The organism is Pseudomonas sp. UBA4617 (assembly GCF_002386445.1).
GTDB lineage: Bacteria > Pseudomonadota > Gammaproteobacteria > Pseudomonadales > Pseudomonadaceae > Aquipseudomonas.
The window spans coordinates 62,472-83,322 of sequence record NZ_DGIR01000026.1; the positions used below are offsets into that span (position 1 = coordinate 62,472).

Sequence of the window (20,851 nt, forward strand, 5' to 3'; positions counted from 1 at the left end):
GCAGCCCCGACGTTGAGATCAAGTTTCCCCGCACAATCGGCAATCCCTTCCTAGACTTGTAAGTCTCCATGAGAGCTGGCCTAGGAAGAGAGCGTCGTCATGTCCCAGTCGCCATCCCTGCATCAACTGCAAGAGCCCAATCCTTTCCTGCATCGCCATCTGGGCCCCGATGCTGCCGATCAGCAGGCCATGCTCAACGCGCTTGGCGTTGCCAGCCGCAGTGAGCTGATTGAGCAGACCGTACCGCCGGACATCCGTTTCGATCGCCCGCTCGACTTGCCCGCTGCGCTGGACGAGCAGGCCGCCTTGGCCAAACTCGCCGGCTACGCCGAACAGAACCAGGTCTGGACCAGCCTGATCGGCATGGGTTACCACGGTACCATCACGCCCACGGTCATCCTGCGCAACGTGCTGGAAAACCCCGGCTGGTACACTGCCTATACCCCCTATCAACCCGAAATCGCCCAAGGCCGGCTGGAGGCGTTGCTGAACTTCCAGCAGATGGTCATCGACCTTACCGGGCTGGCCCTGGCCAATGCCTCGCTGCTCGACGAGGCGACTGCCGCCGCCGAAGCCATGGCGTTGGCCAAGCGGGTGGCGCGAAACCAGAGCAATGCATTCTTTGCCGACGAGCATTGCCACCCGCAGACCCTTTCGGTGCTGAAGACACGGGCGGAGGGGTTCGGCTTCGAGCTGATCGTCGACTCTGTGGATAACCTTGGAAAACACGCGGTATTCGGTGCTTTGCTTCAGTACCCCGACACTCATGGCGAAGTACGCGACCTGCGTCCGTTGATCGACCAGTTGCACAGCCAGCATGCACTGGCCTGCGTGGCAGCGGACCTGCTCAGCCTGGTGGTGCTGGCGCCGCCGGGGGAACAGGGTGCCGACGTGGTACTGGGCTCGACCCAGCGCTTTGGCGTGCCAATGGGTTACGGCGGCCCCCACGCGGCCTATTTCGCCTGTCGCGACGACTACAAGCGGGCGATGCCGGGGCGCATCATCGGCGTGTCACGCGATGCGCGTGGCAACACCGCCCTGCGCATGGCCTTGCAAACCCGCGAGCAACATATCCGCCGCGAGAAGGCCAACTCCAACATCTGCACTGCGCAGGTGCTGCTGGCCAACATTGCCGGCTTCTACGCGGTTTACCATGGCCCTGAAGGCCTGCGACGCATCGCCCAGCGCGTGCATCGGCTGACCTTCATCCTGGCAGCCGGCCTCGAAGCCAAGGGGATCCCGCGGCTTAACCAGCATTTCTTCGACACGCTTACTGTGGAGGTAGGCGGCGCCCAGGCGGCCATCATCGAAAGCGCCGAAGCTGCGCAGATCAACTTGCGTATTCTCGGCCGTGGGCGTCTCGGTGTGAGCCTCGACGAGACCTGCTCGGAGCAGACGGTACTGCGCCTGTTAGACATCTTCCTGGGGGTGGATCACGGCCTGGACATTGCCGCTCTCGACCAACTCGCCCTGCCCGAAGGGATTCCAGCGAGTCTGGTGCGGCGCACGCCATTCCTTGCCCACCCGGTATTCAACCTGCACCACAGCGAAACCGAGATGTTGCGCTACCTCAAGCAGCTGGAGAACAAGGACCTGGCGCTGAACCAGTCGATGATCCCGCTGGGCTCCTGCACCATGAAACTCAACGCTACCAGCGAGATGATCCCTATCACCTGGCCGGGCTTTGCCCAGTTGCACCCGTTTGTCCCGGCCGCCCAGGCCACCGGTTACAAGGCGATGATCGACGAACTGGAAAGTTGGCTGTGCGCCATTACCGGCTTCGATGCCATCTGCATGCAGCCCAATTCCGGTGCCCAGGGTGAATATGCCGGCCTGATGGCCATAACCCGCTACCACCGCAGCCGTCACCAGCCGCAACGCACCTTGTGCCTGATCCCGGCGTCAGCCCACGGCACCAATCCGGCCTCGGCGCAGATGGCCGGCATGGAGGTGGTGATCGTTGATTGCGATTACCATGGCAACGTTGACCTGGCCGACCTCAAGGCCAAGGCGCATGCCGCCGCAGACCGCCTGTCGTGCCTGATGATCACCTACCCGTCGACCCACGGTGTATACGAAGAGGGCATTCGCGAAATCTGTGAAGTGGTGCATCAGCACGGCGGCCAGGTGTACATGGACGGTGCCAACCTCAACGCCCAGGTGGGCTTGGCACGCCCAGCGGATATTGGCGCCGACGTTTCCCACATGAACTTGCACAAGACCTTCTGCATCCCCCACGGCGGTGGTGGCCCCGGCATGGGCCCGATCGGCATCCGCGAGCATCTCAAGCCGTTTGTCGCCAGCCACCCGGTGGTACCGGTGCCCGGCCTGGACCCGAACAACGGTGCGGTAAGCGCCGCCCCCTGGGGTAGCGCGAGCATCCTGCCGATCAGCTGGATGTACATCGCCATGATGGGCCCGCAGCTGGCTGATGCCAGCGAAGTGGCGATCCTTTCGGCCAACTACCTGGCCAGCCAGTTGAGCGGCGCCTTTCCGGTGCTCTACCGTGGTCGCAACCAGCGTGTGGCGCATGAGTGCATCCTTGACTTGCGGCCGTTGAAAACGCTGACCGGCATCAGTGAAGAGGACGTGGCCAAGCGCCTGATGGATTACGGCTTTCATGCGCCGACCATGTCCTTCCCGGTGCCGGGTACGCTGATGGTCGAGCCCACCGAGAGTGAGTCGAAGGCCGAACTGGACCGGTTCGTCGAGGCGATGCTGGCGATTCGCGCAGAAATCGGCGAAGTGCAGGAGGGTAACTGGCCGGCGCAAAACAATCCGCTCAAGCATGCGCCGCATACGCTGGCTGACGTGCTCGGGGCGTGGGACCGGCCTTATAGCCTGGAGCAGGCGGTGGCACCCAGTGGCCACGTACGCCAGCACAAGTACTGGCCGGCGGTGAACCGGGTCGACAACGTTTATGGGGACAGGAATCTGTTCTGTGCTTGTGTGCCGGTGGAGGCTTATCGCTGATTGTGGTTTGCCCGTGCCGGCCTCTTCGCGGGTAAACCCGCTCCCACAGGACTTGTACAAGTATTGAATACTGTGCAGTACCTGTGGGAGCGGGATCCCCCGCGAAGCAGGCGACGCGGTTACTCGGCTACCGCGTTCTTGGCCAGAATGGCATTGGCCAGTTCCATGTCGGTGGCCTGCAGGCCTTGGTTCTCTGTGCGGGCCTGACGAATTGCCGCCTCCAGGAATGGCCCACGGATCGCGCCTTCGCTGGCCACGAAGCTGCCGGCGTCATCCTGCGCCGCCATCACCAGCTTGTGGTCCCCCGAGGTCAGATAGCTCGATGCTGTGGTGGCACCGGTGGTCATCACGTTACGCCAGAAGGTATCGGCCATGGCCGAACCTATAGGCAGCAAAAGCAAGGCAGCGGCGGCGATGGCGGTTTTGAGACGCATGTTGGAAAACCTCGAAGGGGTGGGGTGTTGACGATGCGCGGTTGGATTGGCGGTAAAGAGGTAAGTTCCTTGAATACAAGGCGTTTTTTCTCATGAACAGGCCCGTAGCACTTCCTCCTCTCGGGTCTGCCCGCAGGCCACCTTGGCGGCCCCGCAAGTGCGCAAGTCGAGCAGGCCATCGGCTTTTGCCTGGTGACGCAGGCTGGCCAGATCGCTGCCTGGGCCTATCAGGGCACGCAGGCTGTCGCTGGGCACCAGCAGCTCGAACAACCCGGTACGGCCGTGAAACCCGGTGCCTCGACAGGTACGGCATGGTTGGCCGCCGGGTGCAGTCAGCGCGCCGCGACAATCCGCGCACAAGGTACGCACCAGGCGCTGGGCCATCACGCCGACCAGCGTCGCCTTGATCAGGTAGTCGGCCACGCCCAACTCTTGCAGGCGGGTGATTGCACTACAGGCATCGTTGGTATGCAGGGTGGACAGCACCAGATGACCGGTCAGTGCCGCCTGGACCGCCACCAGGGCCGTCTCGCGGTCGCGGATCTCGCCGATCATGATGATATCCGGGTCCTGACGCAGCAGTGCCCGTACACCGTTGGCAAAGCCCAGGTCCAGCGCGGGCTGCACCTGCAGCTGGTTGAATGCAGGTTCCAGGCGCTCGATTGGGTCCTCGATGGTGCACAGGTTGACTTTTGGTGTGGCCAGCAGTTTGAGGCTGGCATATAGCGTGCTGGTCTTGCCGGAGCCGGTCGGCCCGGTAACCAGGATGATGCCCTGGCGCTGTCGCAGCAGGCCCTGCCACTGGGCCAGTTGCGGTCCTTCCAGGCCAAGGCGATCGAAACCTTCCTGCAGTTGGTGCGGGTCGAACAGGCGCAACACCAGTTTCTCGCCGAACGGGGTGGGCAAGGTCGACAGCCTCAGTTCTACCTCGGCGCCACCCGGCAGGCTGCTTTGCAGGCGGCCATCCTGTGGCCGGCGTTTTTCCGCGACGTCCATACGCGCCAGATGTTTCAGGCGGCTGACCAGCGCCAGGGTGACCCCGGCGGGGAAGGCATACACGCAGTGCAGCAAACCATCGATGCGGTAGCGCAGCTGGCCCTGCTCGCGGCGGGGCTCCAGGTGGATATCGCTGGCGCGCTGTTCGATGGCGTACTGCAGCAGCCAGTCGACGATATGCACGATATGGGCGTCGTCGGCGCTGGCCTCGGCCTGGCGCTTGCCCAGCTCCAGTAGCTGTTCGAGTTCACCGAGGCTGGCCGACTGCTGGTTTTGCGCACCTTTGACCGACTGAGCCAGACGGTGGAATAACTGCCCTGCCTGACGAATCTGCAACGGGCTGGCCAGCACGCGACGTATCGGCCGGCCCAGGCTGCGCGCCAGGTCTGCCTGCCAGTCATCCTGGTAGGGCTGGGCGCTGGCGACTGTGACACCGGTGTCGTCTGCGGCGACGATGAGAATGCCATGGCGCTGGGCGAAGGCAGGGGAGATCAGGCCGCTGATCTGGGTCAGGTCAAGTTGCATCGGGTCGATGCGCAGGTAGGGCTGGCCAACCCTGTGGGCCAGCCATCGGCAAAGACGATCCAGGTCCAGGGGCTGGCCGGGGTGCAGGCGGTCCTCCAGGGCGCAGGCGGCTATCTGCTCCAGTGGGTGGGTGCCGGGGTGGGTGTTGGCGTGTTCAAGTACTGGCAGGGTGTCGTTAGCGTGCAGGTGCCGGTCGGCGAGCAGGGCCTGGAGCACCCGCCTGAGGTCGAGGGCCGGATTGTCGGGAGTGTGCATTGGGAGCGTCCGTGCTTGATGGGGAAGTGCTGATCAAGCCTAGCCGGGCGCTGGAAAGTGACTGGAGTGAAGGGTTTCTGAATCTTGCTGTTTGCCGTCGCTGTGATACCCCTTCGCAAGTAAACCAATACAGCGAACCGTTCAAACCACTGCCAGCTCCACTCGCTGCAGGTTGGACAGGCTCACCTCGCTCACACACACCAGATTGCGCAGCTTCTGCGCGATCACCTCGGCCCGGTGCCAGCTCAGCCCGCCGATGCCGACTTCGATATCCAGCCAGTCATCCTGTTGGCTGACCTGCACGCTGTGCGGTGTGAGGAACTGCAAGGCAAACAGATTCAGGACCCGGCACAGGCTGTCAGGCTCGGCTTCGGCCTGCAGGCGGTAGTGCACGGTGCTATGGGCGTTGGTGGCGGCCCAGGCGTCGGTACGGGGTTGTGCGTTCATGCTGGTCTCCGCAGATGTGGGAGAAATTCTTGCACGTTGGCAGGGGTATTTTTTCGCTATGATTCGTAGTTTTAGAGGTATTTTCGAATAGAAATATTCATATTTTGACGTTTTGGAGAATAGTCAATGCACAGCGAGCTGGACGCCTACGACCGCCGTATTCTCGAACTCTTGCAGGAGGACGCTTCGCTTTCCAGCGCGCAGATCGCCGAACGCGTGGGGCTGTCGCAATCGCCGTGCTGGCGACGCATCCAGCGTTTGAAGGAGGAGGGGGTGATCCGCGGGCAGGTGACGTTGCTGGATCGCAAGAAGGTCGGCCTGAATACGCAGATCTTCGCCGAAGTGAAGCTGAATGCTCACGGGCGCTCAAATTTTACCGAGTTCACCGAGGCGATCCGCGGGTTTCCGGAAGTGCTGGAGTGTTATGTGCTGATGGGCTCGGTGGACTTTCTGCTGCGGATCGTCACGTCGGATATCGAGGCTTACGAGCGGTTCTTCTTCGAAAAACTGTCGAACGTGCCGGGTATCCAAGAGGTGAACTCGATCGTGGCACTGTCGGAGATCAAGTCCACCACCAGCCTGCCCCTGTCGCGGTGAGGCCATTCGCGGGCAAGCCCGCGAAGAAGGCGACACGCTTTCAAGCCTTGAGCAAGTGCTTCCAGCCGCGGCTCTGATCGACTACCCGGGCCTGGTCGACACGGGCTTCCAGCACCTCATCGCTGATCGGCTGCTCGGCCAGCTCGTGCAGTTTCTTCAGGTCGCCATACAGGCGGTCCATCTGTGGCGCCTCCAGCACCTGGCGGGCATGGTGCAGCCAAGCCAGCAGCTGCTCGATACGTGGCAATTGCTCGGCCAGGTCTTCCGGGCGCTGGGTGTACAGCGGCAGCTTCAACGCACGGCCCTCTTCACCCAGCAGGTGTGCCAGCCAGCTGGCCAGTTGCGCCTTGCCCTGGCGTTCGCCACGGCCTTTGCGTTCAACGGTCCAGGCACGGGCCAGCAGCCAGCGCGAGGTTTCCAGCGAGAACAGGCCCCAGCGCACGTCTTCCAGCTCCTCGGCGAACTGCTCGGGTGCCGCGCGGCGGATATCTTCGTCATCGTTACCGGCCTGCACCAGCGGGCGCCAGTCTTCCAGCAGGGCATCGAGGCTGCTGCGCAGGTCGCGGGTGGTAGCGCGCGGGGCGGCCTGGCCCAGGCTGGCGGTCAGGGCACGCAGTTCGCTCAGGCACTCGACCCAGTCCTGCAGCAGGCGCCAGTGACCGTTGTGGCGGTACTGCTCGGCCAGGCGCTGGCTGCTGCCCAGCAGTTGCCAGGCCAGTGCGGCATAGGCATCGTCCACGGCGGTTTCGGCTTCCAGCTCGGCGTGTGGCAGGCCCAGCTCGTAGCTGTCCGGCTCCAGCAGGCGGTAGCCACGCTCGGCCTTGCTGATATCGCAGGGCATCAGCGGCAGGCTGGCGGCCAGTTCGGCAGCCAGTTCCAGCAGGGCCTGCGGTTCACCTTCGCGCAGTTCCAGCTCCAGCTCGCAGATCTCTTCCTTGCGCTTGCCGGCGATCACGAAGCCTTGGTCAAGCGCCGCCTCGATCACCACCTTGCCCTTGCCACGGCCCCAGGCGATTTCGGCGTATTCACGGCTGAAGTCGGTAGTGAACAGCGGTTTGATGGTTTTCTTGTCGAGGTTGGCCAGTTGCGCGGGCCAGCAGGTGGCGTCGAGCTTTTTCAGGTCGAGCTTGACCTTGTCCAGCTGCCATTCGTACTCATTGCGCTCGGACAGGCCGGCGACGCTTTGGCCGCGGCACTTGAGGGTCTGGATGATGGCCTCGCCGTCGCGGCGCAGGCGCAGGGCGACACGGGCGGCGGAAAGCTCGCGCTCAGGGGTGTCGAAGTACTGGTTGAGCAGTTCGCGGGTCTGCCAGCCGGACTTGTTGCGCTTTTTCAGCAGAGGGTGCTCGCGCAGGGCGGCAAGGGTCTCGCGGCTGGCGCGGAGCTTGAGTTCGGTTTCTTTGTGCATCACAGGCTCGAAAGGGGGCGTGGTTGGCGGAGAGTCTACAGCAGTCGGCCGCCAACGGTTTATTCCAGACAGCGGATAGTCCTATGATGGGTCACGTTTCCAAGGAGTACGGGCATGCCGTTGCCAACGTTGAAAGACCAGTTCGCCGCCTTGATCGCCGCGCCCTCGGTCAGTTGCACCCAGCCTGCACTGGACCAGTCCAACCGCCAGGTCATCGACCTGCTGGCCGGCTGGCTGGACGACCTTGGCTTCAACTGCGACATCCGCCAGGTCAGCCCCGGCAAGTTCAACCTGCTGGCCAGCCGGGGCAGCGGCCCAGGCGGCCTGGTGCTGGCGGGGCACAGCGACACCGTACCGTACGACGATCAGCTATGGGCCAGCGACCCGCTGCGGATGACCGAAGTCGATGGCCGCTGGGTCGGTCTGGGCAGCTGCGACATGAAGGGGTTCTTTGCCCTGGTCATCGAAGCGCTCATCCCGCTGCTGGAGCACGACTTCAAGCAGCCGCTGCTGATCCTCGCTACCTGTGATGAAGAAAGCTCGATGTCCGGGGCCCGCGCCCTGGCCGAAGCCGGCCAGCCGCTCGGCCGGGCGGCGGTGATCGGTGAGCCCACCGGGCTGCGGCCGATCCGCATGCACAAAGGCATCCTGATGGACCGCATCGACATCCTGGGGCGCAGCGGCCATTCTTCGGACCCATGCCTGGGCCGCAGCGCCATGGAGGCCATGCACGCCGTGATGGGCGAGTTGCTGGGCCTGCGCCAGCAATGGCAGCAACGCTACTGCAACCCGCAATTCACGGTGCCGACCCCGACCCTGAACTTCGGCTGCATCCATGGCGGTGACAACCCCAACCGCATCTGCGGCCAGTGCGCCCTGGAATTCGACCTGCGTCCGTTGCCGGGCATGGACGTGGAGCAACTGCGCGCGGCCATCCGTGACAAGCTGGCGCCCGTGGCAGAGCGCTTCGAGGTGCGCATCGACTATGCGCCGCTGTTCCCGGAGGTGCCGCCTTTCGAGCAGGCTGCCGACGCCGAACTGGTGCAAGTGGCGGAGCGCCTCACCGGCCATCGTGCCGAAGCGGTGGCGTTCGGCACCGAAGCACCTTATCTTCAGCAGCTGGGCTGCCAGACCATCGTGCTGGGGCCTGGCGACATTGCCTGTGCCCACCAGCCCGGCGAATACCTTGAAATGTCACGAATCGAGCCTACCGTGCGTCTATTGCGTGACCTGATCCGGCATTACTGCCTGAACTAAACGTCAACCGAGTTTATACGTTCCTGCCTAGAGGAGACCGCGCGTGACCGCAAGCCTGTTCCGACGATGATCCTGAACGCCCCCTGTATCGCCGTTCTCCGTCCACTTATCCACAGGCCCTGTCATGCCCGACTACGTCAACTGGCTGCGTCATGCCTCCCCGTATATCAATGCCCATCGCGACTGCACCTTCGTGGTCATGCTTCCTGGCGATGGGGTGGAACACCCTAATTTCGGCAACATCGTCCACGACCTGGTGTTGCTGCACAGCCTGGGCGTGCGCCTGGTGCTGGTGCATGGCTCGCGCCCGCAGATCGAAAGCCGCCTGGCTGATCGCGGCCTGACCCCGCACTACCACCGCGGCCTGCGCATCACCGATGCTGCTACCCTGGATTGCGTGATCGATGCCGTGGGCGCCCTGCGCCTGGCCATCGAGGCGCGCCTGTCGATGGATATCGCCGCGTCGCCGATGCAGGGTTCGCGCCTGCGCGTGGCGTCCGGCAACCTGGTCACGGCGCGGCCGATCGGCGTGCTGGAAGGGGTGGACTACCACCACACCGGCGAAGTACGCCGGGTCGACCGCAAGGGCATCAGCCGCCTGCTCGATGAGCGTTCCATCGTACTGCTGTCGCCGTTGGGCTATTCGCCCACGGGGGAGATCTTCAACCTGGCCTGCGAGGACGTGGCCACCCGAGCCGCGATCGAGCTGGGTGCCGACAAGCTGCTGCTGTTCGGCGCCGAGCCAGGCCTGCTGGACGAGGACGGCAAGCTGGTGCGCGAGTTGCGCCCCCAGCAGGTTGCCCCGCATCTGCAGCGCCTGGGCAATGATTACCAGGCCGAACTGCTGGATGCTGCCGCAGAAGCCTGCAAAGGCGGGGTGGCGCGCAGTCATATCGTCAGCTATGCCGAGGACGGTGCCCTGCTGACCGAGCTGTTTACCCGTGGCGGTGGCGGTACGCTGGTTTCGCAGGAGCAGTTCGAAGTGGTGCGTGAGGCGAGCATCGATGATGTCGGCGGTCTGCTGGAACTGATCAGCCCGCTGGAAGAGCAGGGCATTCTGGTACGCCGTTCGCGCGAGGTGCTGGAGCGGGAGATCGAACAGTTCAGCGTGGTTGAGCGCGAAGGCATGATCATCGCTTGCGCGGCGTTGTACCCGATTGCCGATTCTGACGCCGGTGAGCTGGCGTGCCTGGCGGTGAACCCGGAGTACCGCCATGGCGGGCGCGGCGATGAGCTGCTGGCGCGAATCGAGGGCCGGGCGCGGCAGGCAGGGCTAAAGACCCTGTTCGTGCTGACTACGCGCACTGCGCACTGGTTCCGCGAGCGCGGGTTTGCGCCGAGTGGCGTGGAACGGCTGCCGGCGGCGCGGGCGTCGCTGTACAACTACCAGCGCAATTCGAAGATCTTCGAGAAACCGCTGTAAGCCGGCGACTTCGATCCAAAAAAAACGCCGCCCTGATGGGCGGCGTTTTCGTTTACACGGTATGCAGGTACCAGTTGTACTCGAGGTCGGAAATCGAATGCTCGAATTCCTCCAGCTCGCTCTCCTTGCACGCGACGAAGATGTCGATGTACTTCGGATCGATGTACTTGTTGAGGATTTCGCTGTCGTCCAGCTCGCGCAGGGCGTCGCGCAGGTTGTTCGGCAGGCTCTGCTCCAGCTGCTCGTACGAGTTGCCTTCGATCGGCTCACCTGGCTCGATCTGATTGGTCAGGCCATGGTGCACACCAGCCAGCACGGCAGCCATCATCAGGTAAGGGTTGGCGTCGGCACCGGCCACGCGGTGCTCGATACGCACGGCGTCCGGCGAGCCGGTCGGCACGCGCAGGGCCACGGTGCGGTTGTCCAGGCCCCAGCTTGGCGCGTTCGGTACATAGAACTGCGCACCGAAGCGCCGGTACGAGTTGACGTTCGGGCACAGGAACGCCATGGACGCGGGCAGGGTCTCGAGCACACCGCCGACAGCGTGACGTAGCGCGGCGTTCTGCTCGGGATCCTCGCTGGTGAAGATGTTGTTGCCATCTTTGTCCAGCACGGAAATGTGTACATGCAAGCCGTTGCCTGCCTGGCCCGGGTAGGGCTTGGCCATGAAGGTGGTGTCCATTTCATGGTCGTAGGCGATGTTCTTGATCAACCGCTTCAGCAGTACGGCATAGTCGCAGGCCTTGAGTGGGTCGGCCACGTGGTGCAGGTTGACTTCGAACTGCGCCGGGGCGCTTTCCTTGACGATGGCGTCGGCCGGGATGCCTTGTTCCTTCGCGCCTTCGAGGATGTCCTGCAGGCAGTCGGCATATTCGTCGAGGTCGTCGATCAGGTAGACCTGGGTCGACTGGGGGCGTTTGCCGGAAATTGGCGAGCGCGGCGGCTGCGGGCGGCCGTTCACGTTCTCCTGGTCGATCAGGTAGAACTCCAGCTCGAACGCGGCACAGATGGTCAGGCCCATCTCGGTGAACTTGCTCACGACCTGGCGCAGTACTTCACGCGGGTCGGCGAAGAACGGTTCGCCTTCGAGCTCGTGCATGGTCATCAGCAGCTGGGCGGTCGGGCGCTTCTGCCAGGGTTCGTTGGAGAGGGTGCCAGGGATCGGGTAGCAGATGCGGTCGGCATCGCCGATGTCCAGGCCAAGCCCTGTGCTTTCGACGGTGGAACCGTTGATGTCCAGGGCGAAGAGGGAGGCAGGCAGGTTGATGCCCTTCTCGTAAACCTTGTGGAGGCTGGTGCGCTCGATGCGCTTGCCACGCACCACACCATTCATATCTGCAATCAGAAGGTCAACGTAGAGAACCTCAGGATGTTCCTTAAGGAACGCGTTCGCTTCGTTAAGCTGAACGGCACGCGGGGGTACCGACATGATGCAACACCTTTTTTGTTAAAAATATCAATCAAGGGGGGCTTGCAGGACCAGTCAATCGAAAACCCAAACTGATGTCAAGCCAACCCCATGATGCCCTGAAATGGCTCATCGACGGCAGATTTGCTGCATATCGGGGCAAGCCATTATCCGCTATTTCCCTCATGAAGGGCTATCTCCGACAAGCCGTGTTTTATTTTTTACGGAAGTGTTGTGTAAAAAAATGAACAAGGCTAAGCTCGGTCTCAACCCAGAACACAATAATACGAGGGTCACATGGTCCGCTTGCCGCGACCTGAAAGCGCTGCCTGCGCAGTGCCATCGGGTACCTCCGTCAATTTTGCAAGCTTCGTCAATGGCGTGGCCGCCATGGCCGCAATAATTGACGTTTGGCAGCTCCGGACTCGCCCTCGCAGCGGCTTGCCGCCCTTCGTTTCGTCTTCCTGCCCTTCGAACTCATTACCGATGCACTTGTTTTCAGTGTATCCAGTGTGGCTCTGCGCGGGGGTTTTTGCTTTAGCAATCTACTCCATCCAGAATCAGTGCGCGGCCCACCTTACCTCCTGAGGTATTTATGAGTAACAACCTCGACCAGCTCACCGATTGGTTGAAAGAGCACAAGATCACCGAAGTCGAATGCATGATCAGCGACCTGACCGGCATCACGCGCGGCAAGATCTCGCCCACCAACAAGTTCATCGCCGAAAAAGGCATGCGCCTGCCCGAGAGCGTGCTGCTGCAGACCGTGACCGGCGACTATGTTGACGACGACATCTATTACGAACTGCTCGACCCGGCCGACATCGACATGATCTGCCGTCCCGACGAGAACGCCGTGTTCCTAGTGCCGTGGGCCATCGAGCCGACCGCGCAGGTCATTCACGATACCTACGACAAGAAGGGCAACCCAGTCGAACTGTCGCCGCGCAACGTGCTGAAGAAAGTCCTCAAGCTCTACGCTGACAAGGGCTGGCAGCCGATTGTCGCGCCGGAGATGGAGTTCTACCTGACCAAGCGTAGCGAAGACCCGGACTTCCCCCTGCAGCCCCCGGTAGGCCGTTCGGGCCGCCCGGAAACCGGCCGCCAGTCGTTCTCTATCGAAGCCGCCAACGAGTTCGACCCGCTGTTCGAAGATGTCTACGACTGGTGCGAACTGCAGCAACTGGACCTGGACACGCTGATCCACGAAGACGGCACGGCGCAGATGGAGATCAACTTCCGTCATGGCAATGCCCTGCACCTGGCCGACCAGATCCTGGTGTTCAAGCGCACCATGCGCGAGGCCGCGCTCAAGCACAACGTGGCTGCCACTTTCATGGCCAAGCCCATGACCGGCGAGCCAGGCAGTGCCATGCACCTGCACCAGAGCGTGGTCGACGTGGCCACCGGCAAGAACATCTTCAGCAATGAAGATGGCAGCATGAGCGAGCTGTTCCTGCACCACATCGGCGGGCTGCAGAAGTTCATCCCCGAGGCGCTGCCGCTGTTTGCGCCCAACGTCAACTCGTTCCGCCGCTTCCTGCCCGACACCTCGGCTCCGGTGAATGTGGAATGGGGCGAAGAGAACCGCACCGTCGGCCTGCGCGTGCCGGATGCCGGCCCACAAAGCCGCCGGGTCGAGAACCGCTTGCCGGGCGCTGACGCCAACCCGTACCTGGCGATTGCCGCCAGCCTGCTGTGTGGCTACATCGGCATGGTCGAAGGCATCGAGGCCAGTGCGCCGGTGCAGGGCCGTGGCTATGAACGCCGCAACCTGCGCCTGCCGCTGACGATCGAGGACGCCTTGGAGCGCATGGAAAACAGCCGCGCACTGGTGCAGTACCTGGGCAAGAAATTCATCACCGGCTACGTCGCCACCAAGCGCGCCGAGCACGAGAACTTCAAACGCGTCATCAGCTCCTGGGAGCGTGAGTTCCTGCTGTTCGCTGTCTGATCAACCCTGAGGCCGCCGCGCGGCCGCCGGAAACTGGAGAGGCACATGAGCGTCAACAACCCGCAAACCCGTGAATGGCAAACCCTGAGCGGCGAGCACCACCTGGCCCCCTTCTCCGACTACAAGCAACTGAAGGAGAAGGGACCGCGCATCATCACCAAGGCGCAAGGTGTGCATTTGTGGGACAGCGAGGGGCACAAGATTCTCGACGGCATGGCTGGCCTGTGGTGCGTGGCGGTGGGCTATGGCCGTGAAGAACTGGTGCAGGCGGCAGAAAGGCAGATGCGCGAGCTGCCGTACTACAACCTGTTCTTCCAGACCGCCCACCCGCCGGCGCTGGAGCTGGCCAAGGCGATCACCGACGTGGCACCGCCAGGCATGACCCATGTGTTCTTCACCGGCTCCGGCTCCGAAGGCAACGACACCGTGCTGCGCATGGTCCGCCACTACTGGGCGCTGAAAGGCAAACCGCAGAAGCAGACCATCATCGGTCGTATCAACGGTTACCACGGTTCCACCGTGGCCGGTGCCAGCCTGGGCGGCATGAGCGGCATGCACGAGCAGGGCGGCCTGCCGATTCCCGGCATCGTGCATATTCCGCAGCCGTACTGGTTCGGCGAAGGCGGCGACATGACCCCGGACCAGTTCGGGGTGTGGGCGGCCGAGCAGCTTGAGAAGAAGATTCTCGAAGTTGGCGAAGACAACGTCGCTGCCTTCATCGCCGAGCCTATCCAGGGCGCCGGTGGCGTGATCATTCCGCCGGACACCTACTGGCCGAAGGTGAAGGAGATTCTCGCCCGTTACGACATCCTGTTCGTCGCCGACGAAGTGATCTGCGGCTTCGGGCGTACCGGCGAGTGGTTCGGCTCCGACTACTACGACCTCAAGCCGGACCTGATGACCATTGCCAAAGGCCTGACCTCCGGTTACATCCCCATGGGTGGTGTGATCGTCCGTGACAAGGTGGCCCAGGTCTTGAGCGAAGGTGGCGACTTCAACCACGGCTTCACCTACTCCGGACACCCGGTGGCGGCTGCAGTGGGCCTGGAAAACCTGCGCATCCTGCGCGACGAGCACGTCGTCGAGAAGGCGCGCAGCGAAGCGGCACCGTATTTGCAAAAGCGTTTGCGTGAGTTGCAGGACCACCCGCTGGTGGGCGAAGTGCGCGGCCTGGGCTTGCTCGGCGCGATCGAGCTGGTCAAGGACAAGGCCACCCGTAGCCGTCATGAAGGCAAGGGCGTAGGCATGATCTGCCGCACGTTCTGCTTTGAAAACGGCCTGATCATGCGCGCAGTGGGTGACACCATGATCATTGCGCCACCGCTGGTCATCAGCCACGCAGAGATCGATGAGCTGGTGGAAAAGGCGCGCAAATGTCTCGACTTGACGCTTGAAGCGATTCGCTAGGCGTTTGCTAGGCTAGCGGTGTGACATTAAGTGGTTACAAGGCCCTGCTTTTGTTGAAACAGAGCCTTGTAACTTGCCAGACTAGCGGCTGTTCCAGTCGCCGCGCGCTCTGCACCGTGGGTCCTGGCTACTGAACAGATGGCTAAATAAAAATTCCGGAGCATTACGCATGAATAAAATGGGCAAGACGTTGCTGGCCGCAGCCCTGATGGGTGCCATGGCCACCGCTGTTCAGGCTGAAGACAAGGTGTTGAACGTCTACAACTGGTCGGACTATATCGCGCCGGACACCATCGCCAAGTTCGAGAAGCAGACCGGTATCAAGGTCAAGTACGACGTGTTCGACAGCAACGAAACCCTCGAGGCCAAGCTGCTGGCCGGCAAGTCGGGTTACGACATCGTGGTGCCGTCCAACAACTTCCTGGCCAAGCAGATCAAGGCTGGCGTATACGAGGAACTGGACCGCTCCAAACTGCCGAACTGGAAGAACCTCGACCCGGACCTGCTCAAGGCCGTTGGCGATGCCAGCGACAAGGACAACAAGCACGCCTTCCCGTACATGTGGGGCTCGATCGGCATCGGCTACAACCCGGAGAAGGTCAAGGCCGCGCTGGGCGTGGACAAGATCGACTCGTGGGACGTGGTGTTCAAGCCTGAGAACATCGCCAAGCTCAAGAGCTGCGGCGTGAGCTTCCTCGATGCCCCGACCGAAATGCTTCCGGCTGCGCTGCACTACCTGGGCAAGCCGACCGACAGCACCAGCAAGGAAGACCTGAAGGCCGCCGAGGACCTGTTCCTCAAGATCCGTCCTTCGATCACCTACTTCCACTCGTCCAAGTACATCGGCGACATGGCCAACGGTAACATCTGCGTAGCCGTCGGTTACTCGGGTGACCTGGAGCAGTCCAAGGCCCGTGCCCACGAAGCCGGCGACAAGGTCAAGGTCGAATACGTCATTCCGAAGGAAGGTGCCGGTACCTTCTACGACATGGTCGCCATCCCCAAGGATGCCGAGCACAAAGATGCTGCCTACCAGTTCATGAATTTCCTGATGCAGCCGGAAATCATGGCCGAGATCACCAACGCTGTGCGCTTCCCGAACGGCAACGCTGCCGCCACCCAGTTCGTGGACAAGGAGATCACCAGCGATCCAAGCATCTATCCGCCAGCTGAAGTGAAGAAACAGCTGTATGCCATCGCTGCTCCTGAAGCCAAGGCCCAGCGTGACATCACCCGTAGCTGGACCAAGATCAAGTCGGGCAAGTAAGCCCGATGCAGCACCTCTGGGCCGGGATACCCGGCCCAGAGCCAGTAAAAGGCAATTGATGATTGCGGCATCGAAGCTGCGAAGGTAAGTTGCGCGCCGGTTTTGCGTGTGCGGCAGCACTGTCGCTACCCGGACACTGATTGTAAAGGAGCACCCACTTGTCCATTTCTGTATTCCGCAAAGCCTTGATGGCTGGTGCGGGCCTGACGCTGGCATGCAGCGTCCAAGCGGCGCCTACGGTGCACTTCTACAACTGGTCCGACTATATCGGCCCGACCACACTCGCGGACTTCGAAAAGGCGACGGGCATCAAGCCCGTGCAGGACGTATTCGATTCCAACGAAACCCTGGAAGGCAAACTGCTGGCCGGCAACACCGGCTATGACGTGGTGGTGCCGTCCAATCATTTCCTCGGCAAGCAGATCAAGGCGGGCGCGTTTCAGAAGCTCGACAAGAGCCTGCTGCCCAATTACGCCAACCTCGACCCGGCGCTGATGAAGCGCCTGGAAAAGAACGACCCAGGCAATCAGTACGCCGTGCCGTACCTGTGGGGCACCAACGGCATCGGTTACAACGTCGACAAGGTGAAGGCCGCGCTGGGCGTGGACACCATCGACTCCTGGGCCGTGCTGTTCGAACCGGAGAACATGAAGAAGCTCGCCAAGTGCGGCGTTGCGTTCCTCGACTCGGCTGACGAAATGTTGCCGGCGGTGCTCAACTACATGGGGCTGGACCCCAACAGCAGCAACGCCAAGGACTACCAGGCCGCCGAGAAGAAGTTGCTGGCGGTACGCCCATACGTGACCTATTTCCACTCGTCCAAGTACATCACCGACCTGGCCAACGGCGACATCTGCGTCGCGGCAGGATTCTCGGGTGATGTGTTCCAGGCCAGGACCCGCGCTGAAGAAGCGAAAAAGGGTGTGAACCTGGCCTACGCCATTCCCAAGGAAGGCGGCAACCTCTGGTTCGACGTGCTGGCGATCCCCAAGGACGCCAGGAATGTCAAAGAGGCACACGCCTTCATCAACTATTTGCTGAAGCCTGAGGTTATCGCCCAGGTCAGTGATCATGTCGGTTACGCCAACCCGAACCCCAAGGCTGGCGACCTGATGGACCAGGCCGTGAGGACTGACGCCGCGGTTTACCCACCGCAGGAAGTGCTGGACAAGATGTTCGTGAATGCAGAGTTGCCACCCAAGGTGCAACGGCTGATGACCCGTAGCTGGACCAAGGTCAAGTCGGGCAAGTAAAAATCCAGACCCGTGGCGGCACCTGCAGAGCAGGCCACGCGGGCACAAAAATCTTGTTGGGAGTTTCACTCATGGCAGTTGCCTCCGGTGCCTATAAAAAAGCCCTCGAGGGTGGCCAGCAACCCAAGCAGGTGCTGGTCAAGATCGACCGGGTCACGAAAAAATTCGACGAAACGGTAGCCGTGGACGATGTGTCCCTGGAAATCCGTAAGGGTGAGATTTTTGCCCTGCTGGGTGGCTCCGGTTCCGGCAAGTCCACCTTGCTGCGCATGCTCGCCGGTTTCGAGCGCCCGACCGAAGGGCGGATTTTCCTCGATGGCGTCGACATCACCGACATGCCGCCCTACGAGCGGCCGATCAACATGATGTTCCAGTCCTATGCACTGTTCCCGCACATGACCGTGGCGCAGAACATCGCCTTCGGCCTGCAGCAGGACAAGATGCCCAAAGCCGAGATCGATGCCCGCGTGGCCGAGATGCTCAAGCTGGTGCACATGACCCAGTATGCCAAGCGCAAGCCGCACCAGTTGTCCGGTGGCCAGCGCCAGCGCGTGGCCCTGGCCCGCTCGCTGGCCAAGCGCCCCAAGCTGCTGCTGCTCGACGAGCCGATGGGCGCGCTGGACAAGAAGCTGCGTTCGCAGATGCAACTGGAGCTGGTGGAAATCATCGAGCGCGTGGGCGTGACCTGCGTGATGGTGACCCACGACCAGGAAGAGGCCATGACCATGGCCCAGCGCATCGCCATCATGCACCTGGGCTGGATCGCCCAGATCGGCTCGCCGGTAGACATCTACGAGACCCCTACCAGCCGCCTGGTGTGCGAGTTCATCGGCAGCGTCAACCTGTTCGACGGTGAAGTGGTGGACGACGCCGAGGGCCACGCGATCATTGCCAGCCCCGAGCTTGAGCGCAAGATCTACGTGGGCCATGGCATCACCACCTCGGTGGAAGACAAGCACATCACCTACGCCCTGCGCCCGGAAAAGATGCTGGTCACCACCCAGCAACCAACCTGCGAGCATAACTGGTCGCGCGGCAAGGTCCACGACATCGCCTACCTCGGTGGCCACTCGGTGTTCTATGTCGAGCTGCCGAGCGGCAAGGTCGTCCAGTCGTTCGTGGCCAACACCGAACGCCAGGGCACCCGGCCGACCTGGGGCGATGAAGTGTACGTGTGGTGGGAAGACGACAGCGGCGTGGTACTGCGGTCATGAAACTTCGCAAGCTCAAGCGAGCCTTCCAGCGCATCATTCCGGAGGGGCGGCACCTGGTGATAGGCGTGCCGTTCATCTGGCTGTTCCTGTTCTTCATGCTGCCTTTCTTCATCGTGCTGAAGATCAGCTTCGCCGAAGCCGATGTGGCGATCCCGCCCTACACCGAGATCTACAGCTACGTCGAGGACAAGGTCCAGCTCGTGCTCAACCTGGCCAACTATGGCCTGCTGACCGAAGACGAGCTGTACATTTCGGCCTACCTGGGTTCGCTGAAGATGGCCTTCTTCAGCACCCTGCTGTGCCTGTTGATCGGCTACCCGATGGCCTATGCCATCGCCAATGCCAGGAAGGAGACCCAGACGGTCCTGCTGCTGCTGATCATGATGCCGACCTGGACCGCGATCCTGATCCGCGTCTATGCCTGGATGGGCATCCTCAGCAACAACGGCCTGCTCAACGGCTTCCTGTTGTGGACCGGGCTGATCGACCAGCCGCTGCAGATCCTCAACACCAACCTGGCGGTCTATATCGGCGTGGTCTACTCGTACCTGCCGTTCATGATCCTGCCGCTGTTCGCCAACCTGGTGAAGCACGACCCGAGCTTGCTCGAGGCCGCATCCGACCTGGGTTCGAGCACCTTCAACAGCTTCTGGAAGATTACCGTGCCGCTGTCGAAGAACGGCATCATCGCCGGCTGCATGCTGGTGTTCATCCCGGTGGTGGGCGAGTTCGTGATTCCGGAACTGCTTGGCGGCCCGGAAACCCTGATGATCGGCAAGGTGCTGTGGCAGGAATTCTTCAACAACCGTGACTGGCCGGTGGCATCCGCGCTGGCGGTGGTGATGCTGGCGATCCTGATCGTGCCGATCCTGCTGTTCAACCGCAGCCAGGCCAAAGAAATGGAGGGCAGGGCATGAAGCGCTTCAGTTTCTCCAAGCTGATGCTGGTGCTCGGCTTGCTGTTCATCTACCTGCCGATGCTGATCCTGGTGATCTACTCGTTCAACGCCTCCAAGCTGGTGACCGTGTGGGGCGGCTGGTCGGTGAAGTGGTACGTCGGCCTGCTCGACAACACCCAGCTGATGGGGTCGGTGATGCGTTCGCTGGAAATCGCCTGCTACACGGCGGTGGCGGCAGTCGCGCTGGGTACCCTGGCGGCATTCGTGCTGACCCGCGTCACCCGCTTCAAGGGCCGCACGTTGTTCGGCGGCCTGGTCACCGCGCCGCTGGTGATGCCCGAGGTGATCACCGGTCTGTCGCTGTTGCTGCTGTTCGTGGCCATGGCGCAGATGATCGGCTGGCCGCAGGAGCGGGGCATTGTCACTATCTGGATCGCCCACACCACGTTCTGTGCGGCTTATGTGGCGGTGGTGGTGTCGGCGCGCCTGCGTGAGCTGGACCTGTCGATCGAAGAAGCGGCGATGGACCTGGGTGCCAAGCCGTGGAAGGTATTCTTCCTCATCACCATCCCGATGATTGCGCCGTCGCTGGCGGCGGGCGGCATGATGTCGTTCGCGCTGTCGCTGGATGACCTGGTGCTGGCCAGCTTCGTCTCGGGCCCGGGCTCGACTACCTTGCCGATGGAGGTGTTCTCGGCGGTGCGCCTGGGTGTGAAGCCGGAGATCAATGCCGTGGCCAGCCTGATCCTGCTGTCGGTGTCCCTGGTGACCTTCCTGGTCTGGTACTTCAGCCGCCAGGCCGAAGAGCGTCGCCGCAAGGCGATTCAGCAGGCGATCGAGGAGGGTGCGGCAGCCAACGCTTCGCAACCGCAGGTCAAGCGTCCGGCGTCGGTGGCTGCTTCGGCCTGATCTTGAGGGCGCCCTGCAGGGGTTGACTCTGTGGAGCGCCTGGTCATTGAAGGCCTTGTTGGCCTGTCTTGTGTGTTTGGGCCGCCAGGGGCCTGGCACAACATCTTCTGCAACTGTGAGCGCCGCCCGCGCGGCGCTCGATTTCACAGGCATCGAAAATGCCATGGCATGCACCTGAACTGGCCACATCTGGCTCCTGTCAGTGCTGTTTATCGAACCCTGAACT

General features: G+C 62.2%; 16 protein-coding genes. 11 read left to right on the forward strand and 5 right to left on the reverse strand.

Annotated elements, in window-relative coordinates; translation table 11 throughout:
• Positions 1 to 99 precede the first annotated feature (99 nt).
• The gene (gene gcvP / locus B4L76_RS11430; RefSeq protein ID WP_296232552.1) at positions 100 to 2,973 is read left to right on the forward strand and encodes an aminomethyl-transferring glycine dehydrogenase; all 2,874 of its coding nucleotides are present in this window, start codon (positions 100 to 102) and stop codon (positions 2,971 to 2,973) included.
• Between the two features lie 119 nt (positions 2,974 to 3,092).
• On the opposite strand, the gene B4L76_RS11435 is transcribed toward gcvP, so the two are convergent.
• The 3 genes from B4L76_RS11435 to B4L76_RS11445 form a co-directional block, all read right to left on the reverse strand.
• Complete coding sequence (locus tag B4L76_RS11435) at positions 3,093 to 3,407, reverse strand: DUF2388 domain-containing protein (RefSeq protein ID WP_296232554.1); 315 nt, start codon at positions 3,405 to 3,407, stop codon at positions 3,093 to 3,095.
• 90 nt (positions 3,408 to 3,497) lie between these two features.
• Complete coding sequence (locus B4L76_RS11440; RefSeq protein ID WP_296232556.1) at positions 3,498 to 5,183, reverse strand: GspE/PulE family protein; 1,686 nt, start codon at positions 5,181 to 5,183, stop codon at positions 3,498 to 3,500.
• Positions 5,184 to 5,324: 141 nt separating this feature from the next.
• Entirely contained in the window at positions 5,325 to 5,630 is a 306-nt protein-coding gene (locus tag B4L76_RS11445) for a hypothetical protein (protein WP_296232557.1), read from the reverse strand.
• Positions 5,631 to 5,756: 126 nt separating this feature from the next.
• Here B4L76_RS11445 and B4L76_RS11450 point away from each other — a divergent pair, with 126 nt between their 5' ends.
• A complete protein-coding gene (locus B4L76_RS11450; protein WP_043198918.1) occupies positions 5,757 to 6,227 on the forward strand; it encodes an Lrp/AsnC family transcriptional regulator in 471 nt (156 codons plus the stop codon).
• Between the two features lie 40 nt (positions 6,228 to 6,267).
• Here B4L76_RS11450 and B4L76_RS11455 read toward each other — a convergent pair whose 3' ends face one another.
• Positions 6,268 to 7,635 carry an inorganic triphosphatase gene (locus tag B4L76_RS11455; RefSeq protein ID WP_296232561.1) on the reverse strand — a complete coding sequence of 456 codons (1,368 nt, stop codon included), beginning with the start codon at positions 7,633 to 7,635 and terminating at the stop codon, positions 6,268 to 6,270.
• A 114-nt stretch (positions 7,636 to 7,749) separates the two neighbouring features.
• Between B4L76_RS11455 and argE the strand changes: the two genes are divergently transcribed.
• Both argE and argA read left to right on the forward strand, forming a co-directional pair.
• A complete protein-coding gene (gene argE, locus B4L76_RS11460; RefSeq protein WP_296232562.1) occupies positions 7,750 to 8,892 on the forward strand; it encodes an acetylornithine deacetylase in 1,143 nt (380 codons plus the stop codon).
• Positions 8,893 to 9,016: 124 nt separating this feature from the next.
• Entirely contained in the window at positions 9,017 to 10,315 is a 1,299-nt protein-coding gene (argA, locus tag B4L76_RS11465; protein ID WP_296232563.1) for an amino-acid N-acetyltransferase, read from the forward strand.
• Positions 10,316 to 10,367: 52 nt separating this feature from the next.
• Here the strand turns inward: argA and B4L76_RS11470 are convergent, their stop codons facing one another.
• Positions 10,368 to 11,744 carry a glutamine synthetase family protein gene (locus B4L76_RS11470; RefSeq protein WP_084856533.1) on the reverse strand — a complete coding sequence of 459 codons (1,377 nt, stop codon included), beginning with the start codon at positions 11,742 to 11,744 and terminating at the stop codon, positions 10,368 to 10,370.
• 574 nt (positions 11,745 to 12,318) lie between these two features.
• Between B4L76_RS11470 and B4L76_RS11475 the strand changes: the two genes are divergently transcribed.
• From B4L76_RS11475 to B4L76_RS11505, 7 genes are all read left to right on the forward strand, one after another.
• Positions 12,319 to 13,677: a glutamine synthetase family protein gene (locus B4L76_RS11475; RefSeq protein WP_296232567.1), complete on the forward strand. Its 1,359-nt coding sequence runs from the start codon at positions 12,319 to 12,321 to the stop codon at positions 13,675 to 13,677.
• Positions 13,678 to 13,722: 45 nt separating this feature from the next.
• Complete coding sequence (locus B4L76_RS11480) at positions 13,723 to 15,084, forward strand: aspartate aminotransferase family protein (RefSeq protein WP_296232568.1); 1,362 nt, start codon at positions 13,723 to 13,725, stop codon at positions 15,082 to 15,084.
• A gap of 169 nt (positions 15,085 to 15,253) precedes the next feature.
• Positions 15,254 to 16,351, forward strand: a complete 1,098-nt coding sequence (locus B4L76_RS11485) for a polyamine ABC transporter substrate-binding protein (protein WP_296232569.1) — start codon at positions 15,254 to 15,256, stop codon at positions 16,349 to 16,351.
• Between the two features lie 158 nt (positions 16,352 to 16,509).
• Positions 16,510 to 17,604, forward strand: a complete 1,095-nt coding sequence (locus B4L76_RS11490) for a polyamine ABC transporter substrate-binding protein (protein WP_296232570.1) — start codon at positions 16,510 to 16,512, stop codon at positions 17,602 to 17,604.
• A 71-nt stretch (positions 17,605 to 17,675) separates the two neighbouring features.
• Positions 17,676 to 18,818, forward strand: coding sequence for a polyamine ABC transporter ATP-binding protein (gene potA / locus B4L76_RS11495; RefSeq protein ID WP_296232572.1), 1,143 nt, complete (start codon positions 17,676 to 17,678; stop codon positions 18,816 to 18,818).
• Between the two features lie 35 nt (positions 18,819 to 18,853).
• A complete protein-coding gene (locus tag B4L76_RS11500) occupies positions 18,854 to 19,735 on the forward strand; it encodes an ABC transporter permease subunit (RefSeq protein WP_225780768.1) in 882 nt (293 codons plus the stop codon).
• Complete coding sequence (locus tag B4L76_RS11505; protein ID WP_296232575.1) at positions 19,732 to 20,625, forward strand: ABC transporter permease subunit; 894 nt, start codon at positions 19,732 to 19,734, stop codon at positions 20,623 to 20,625. The genes B4L76_RS11500 and B4L76_RS11505 overlap by 4 nt, the downstream gene beginning before the upstream one ends.
• Positions 20,626 to 20,851 lie beyond the last annotated feature (226 nt).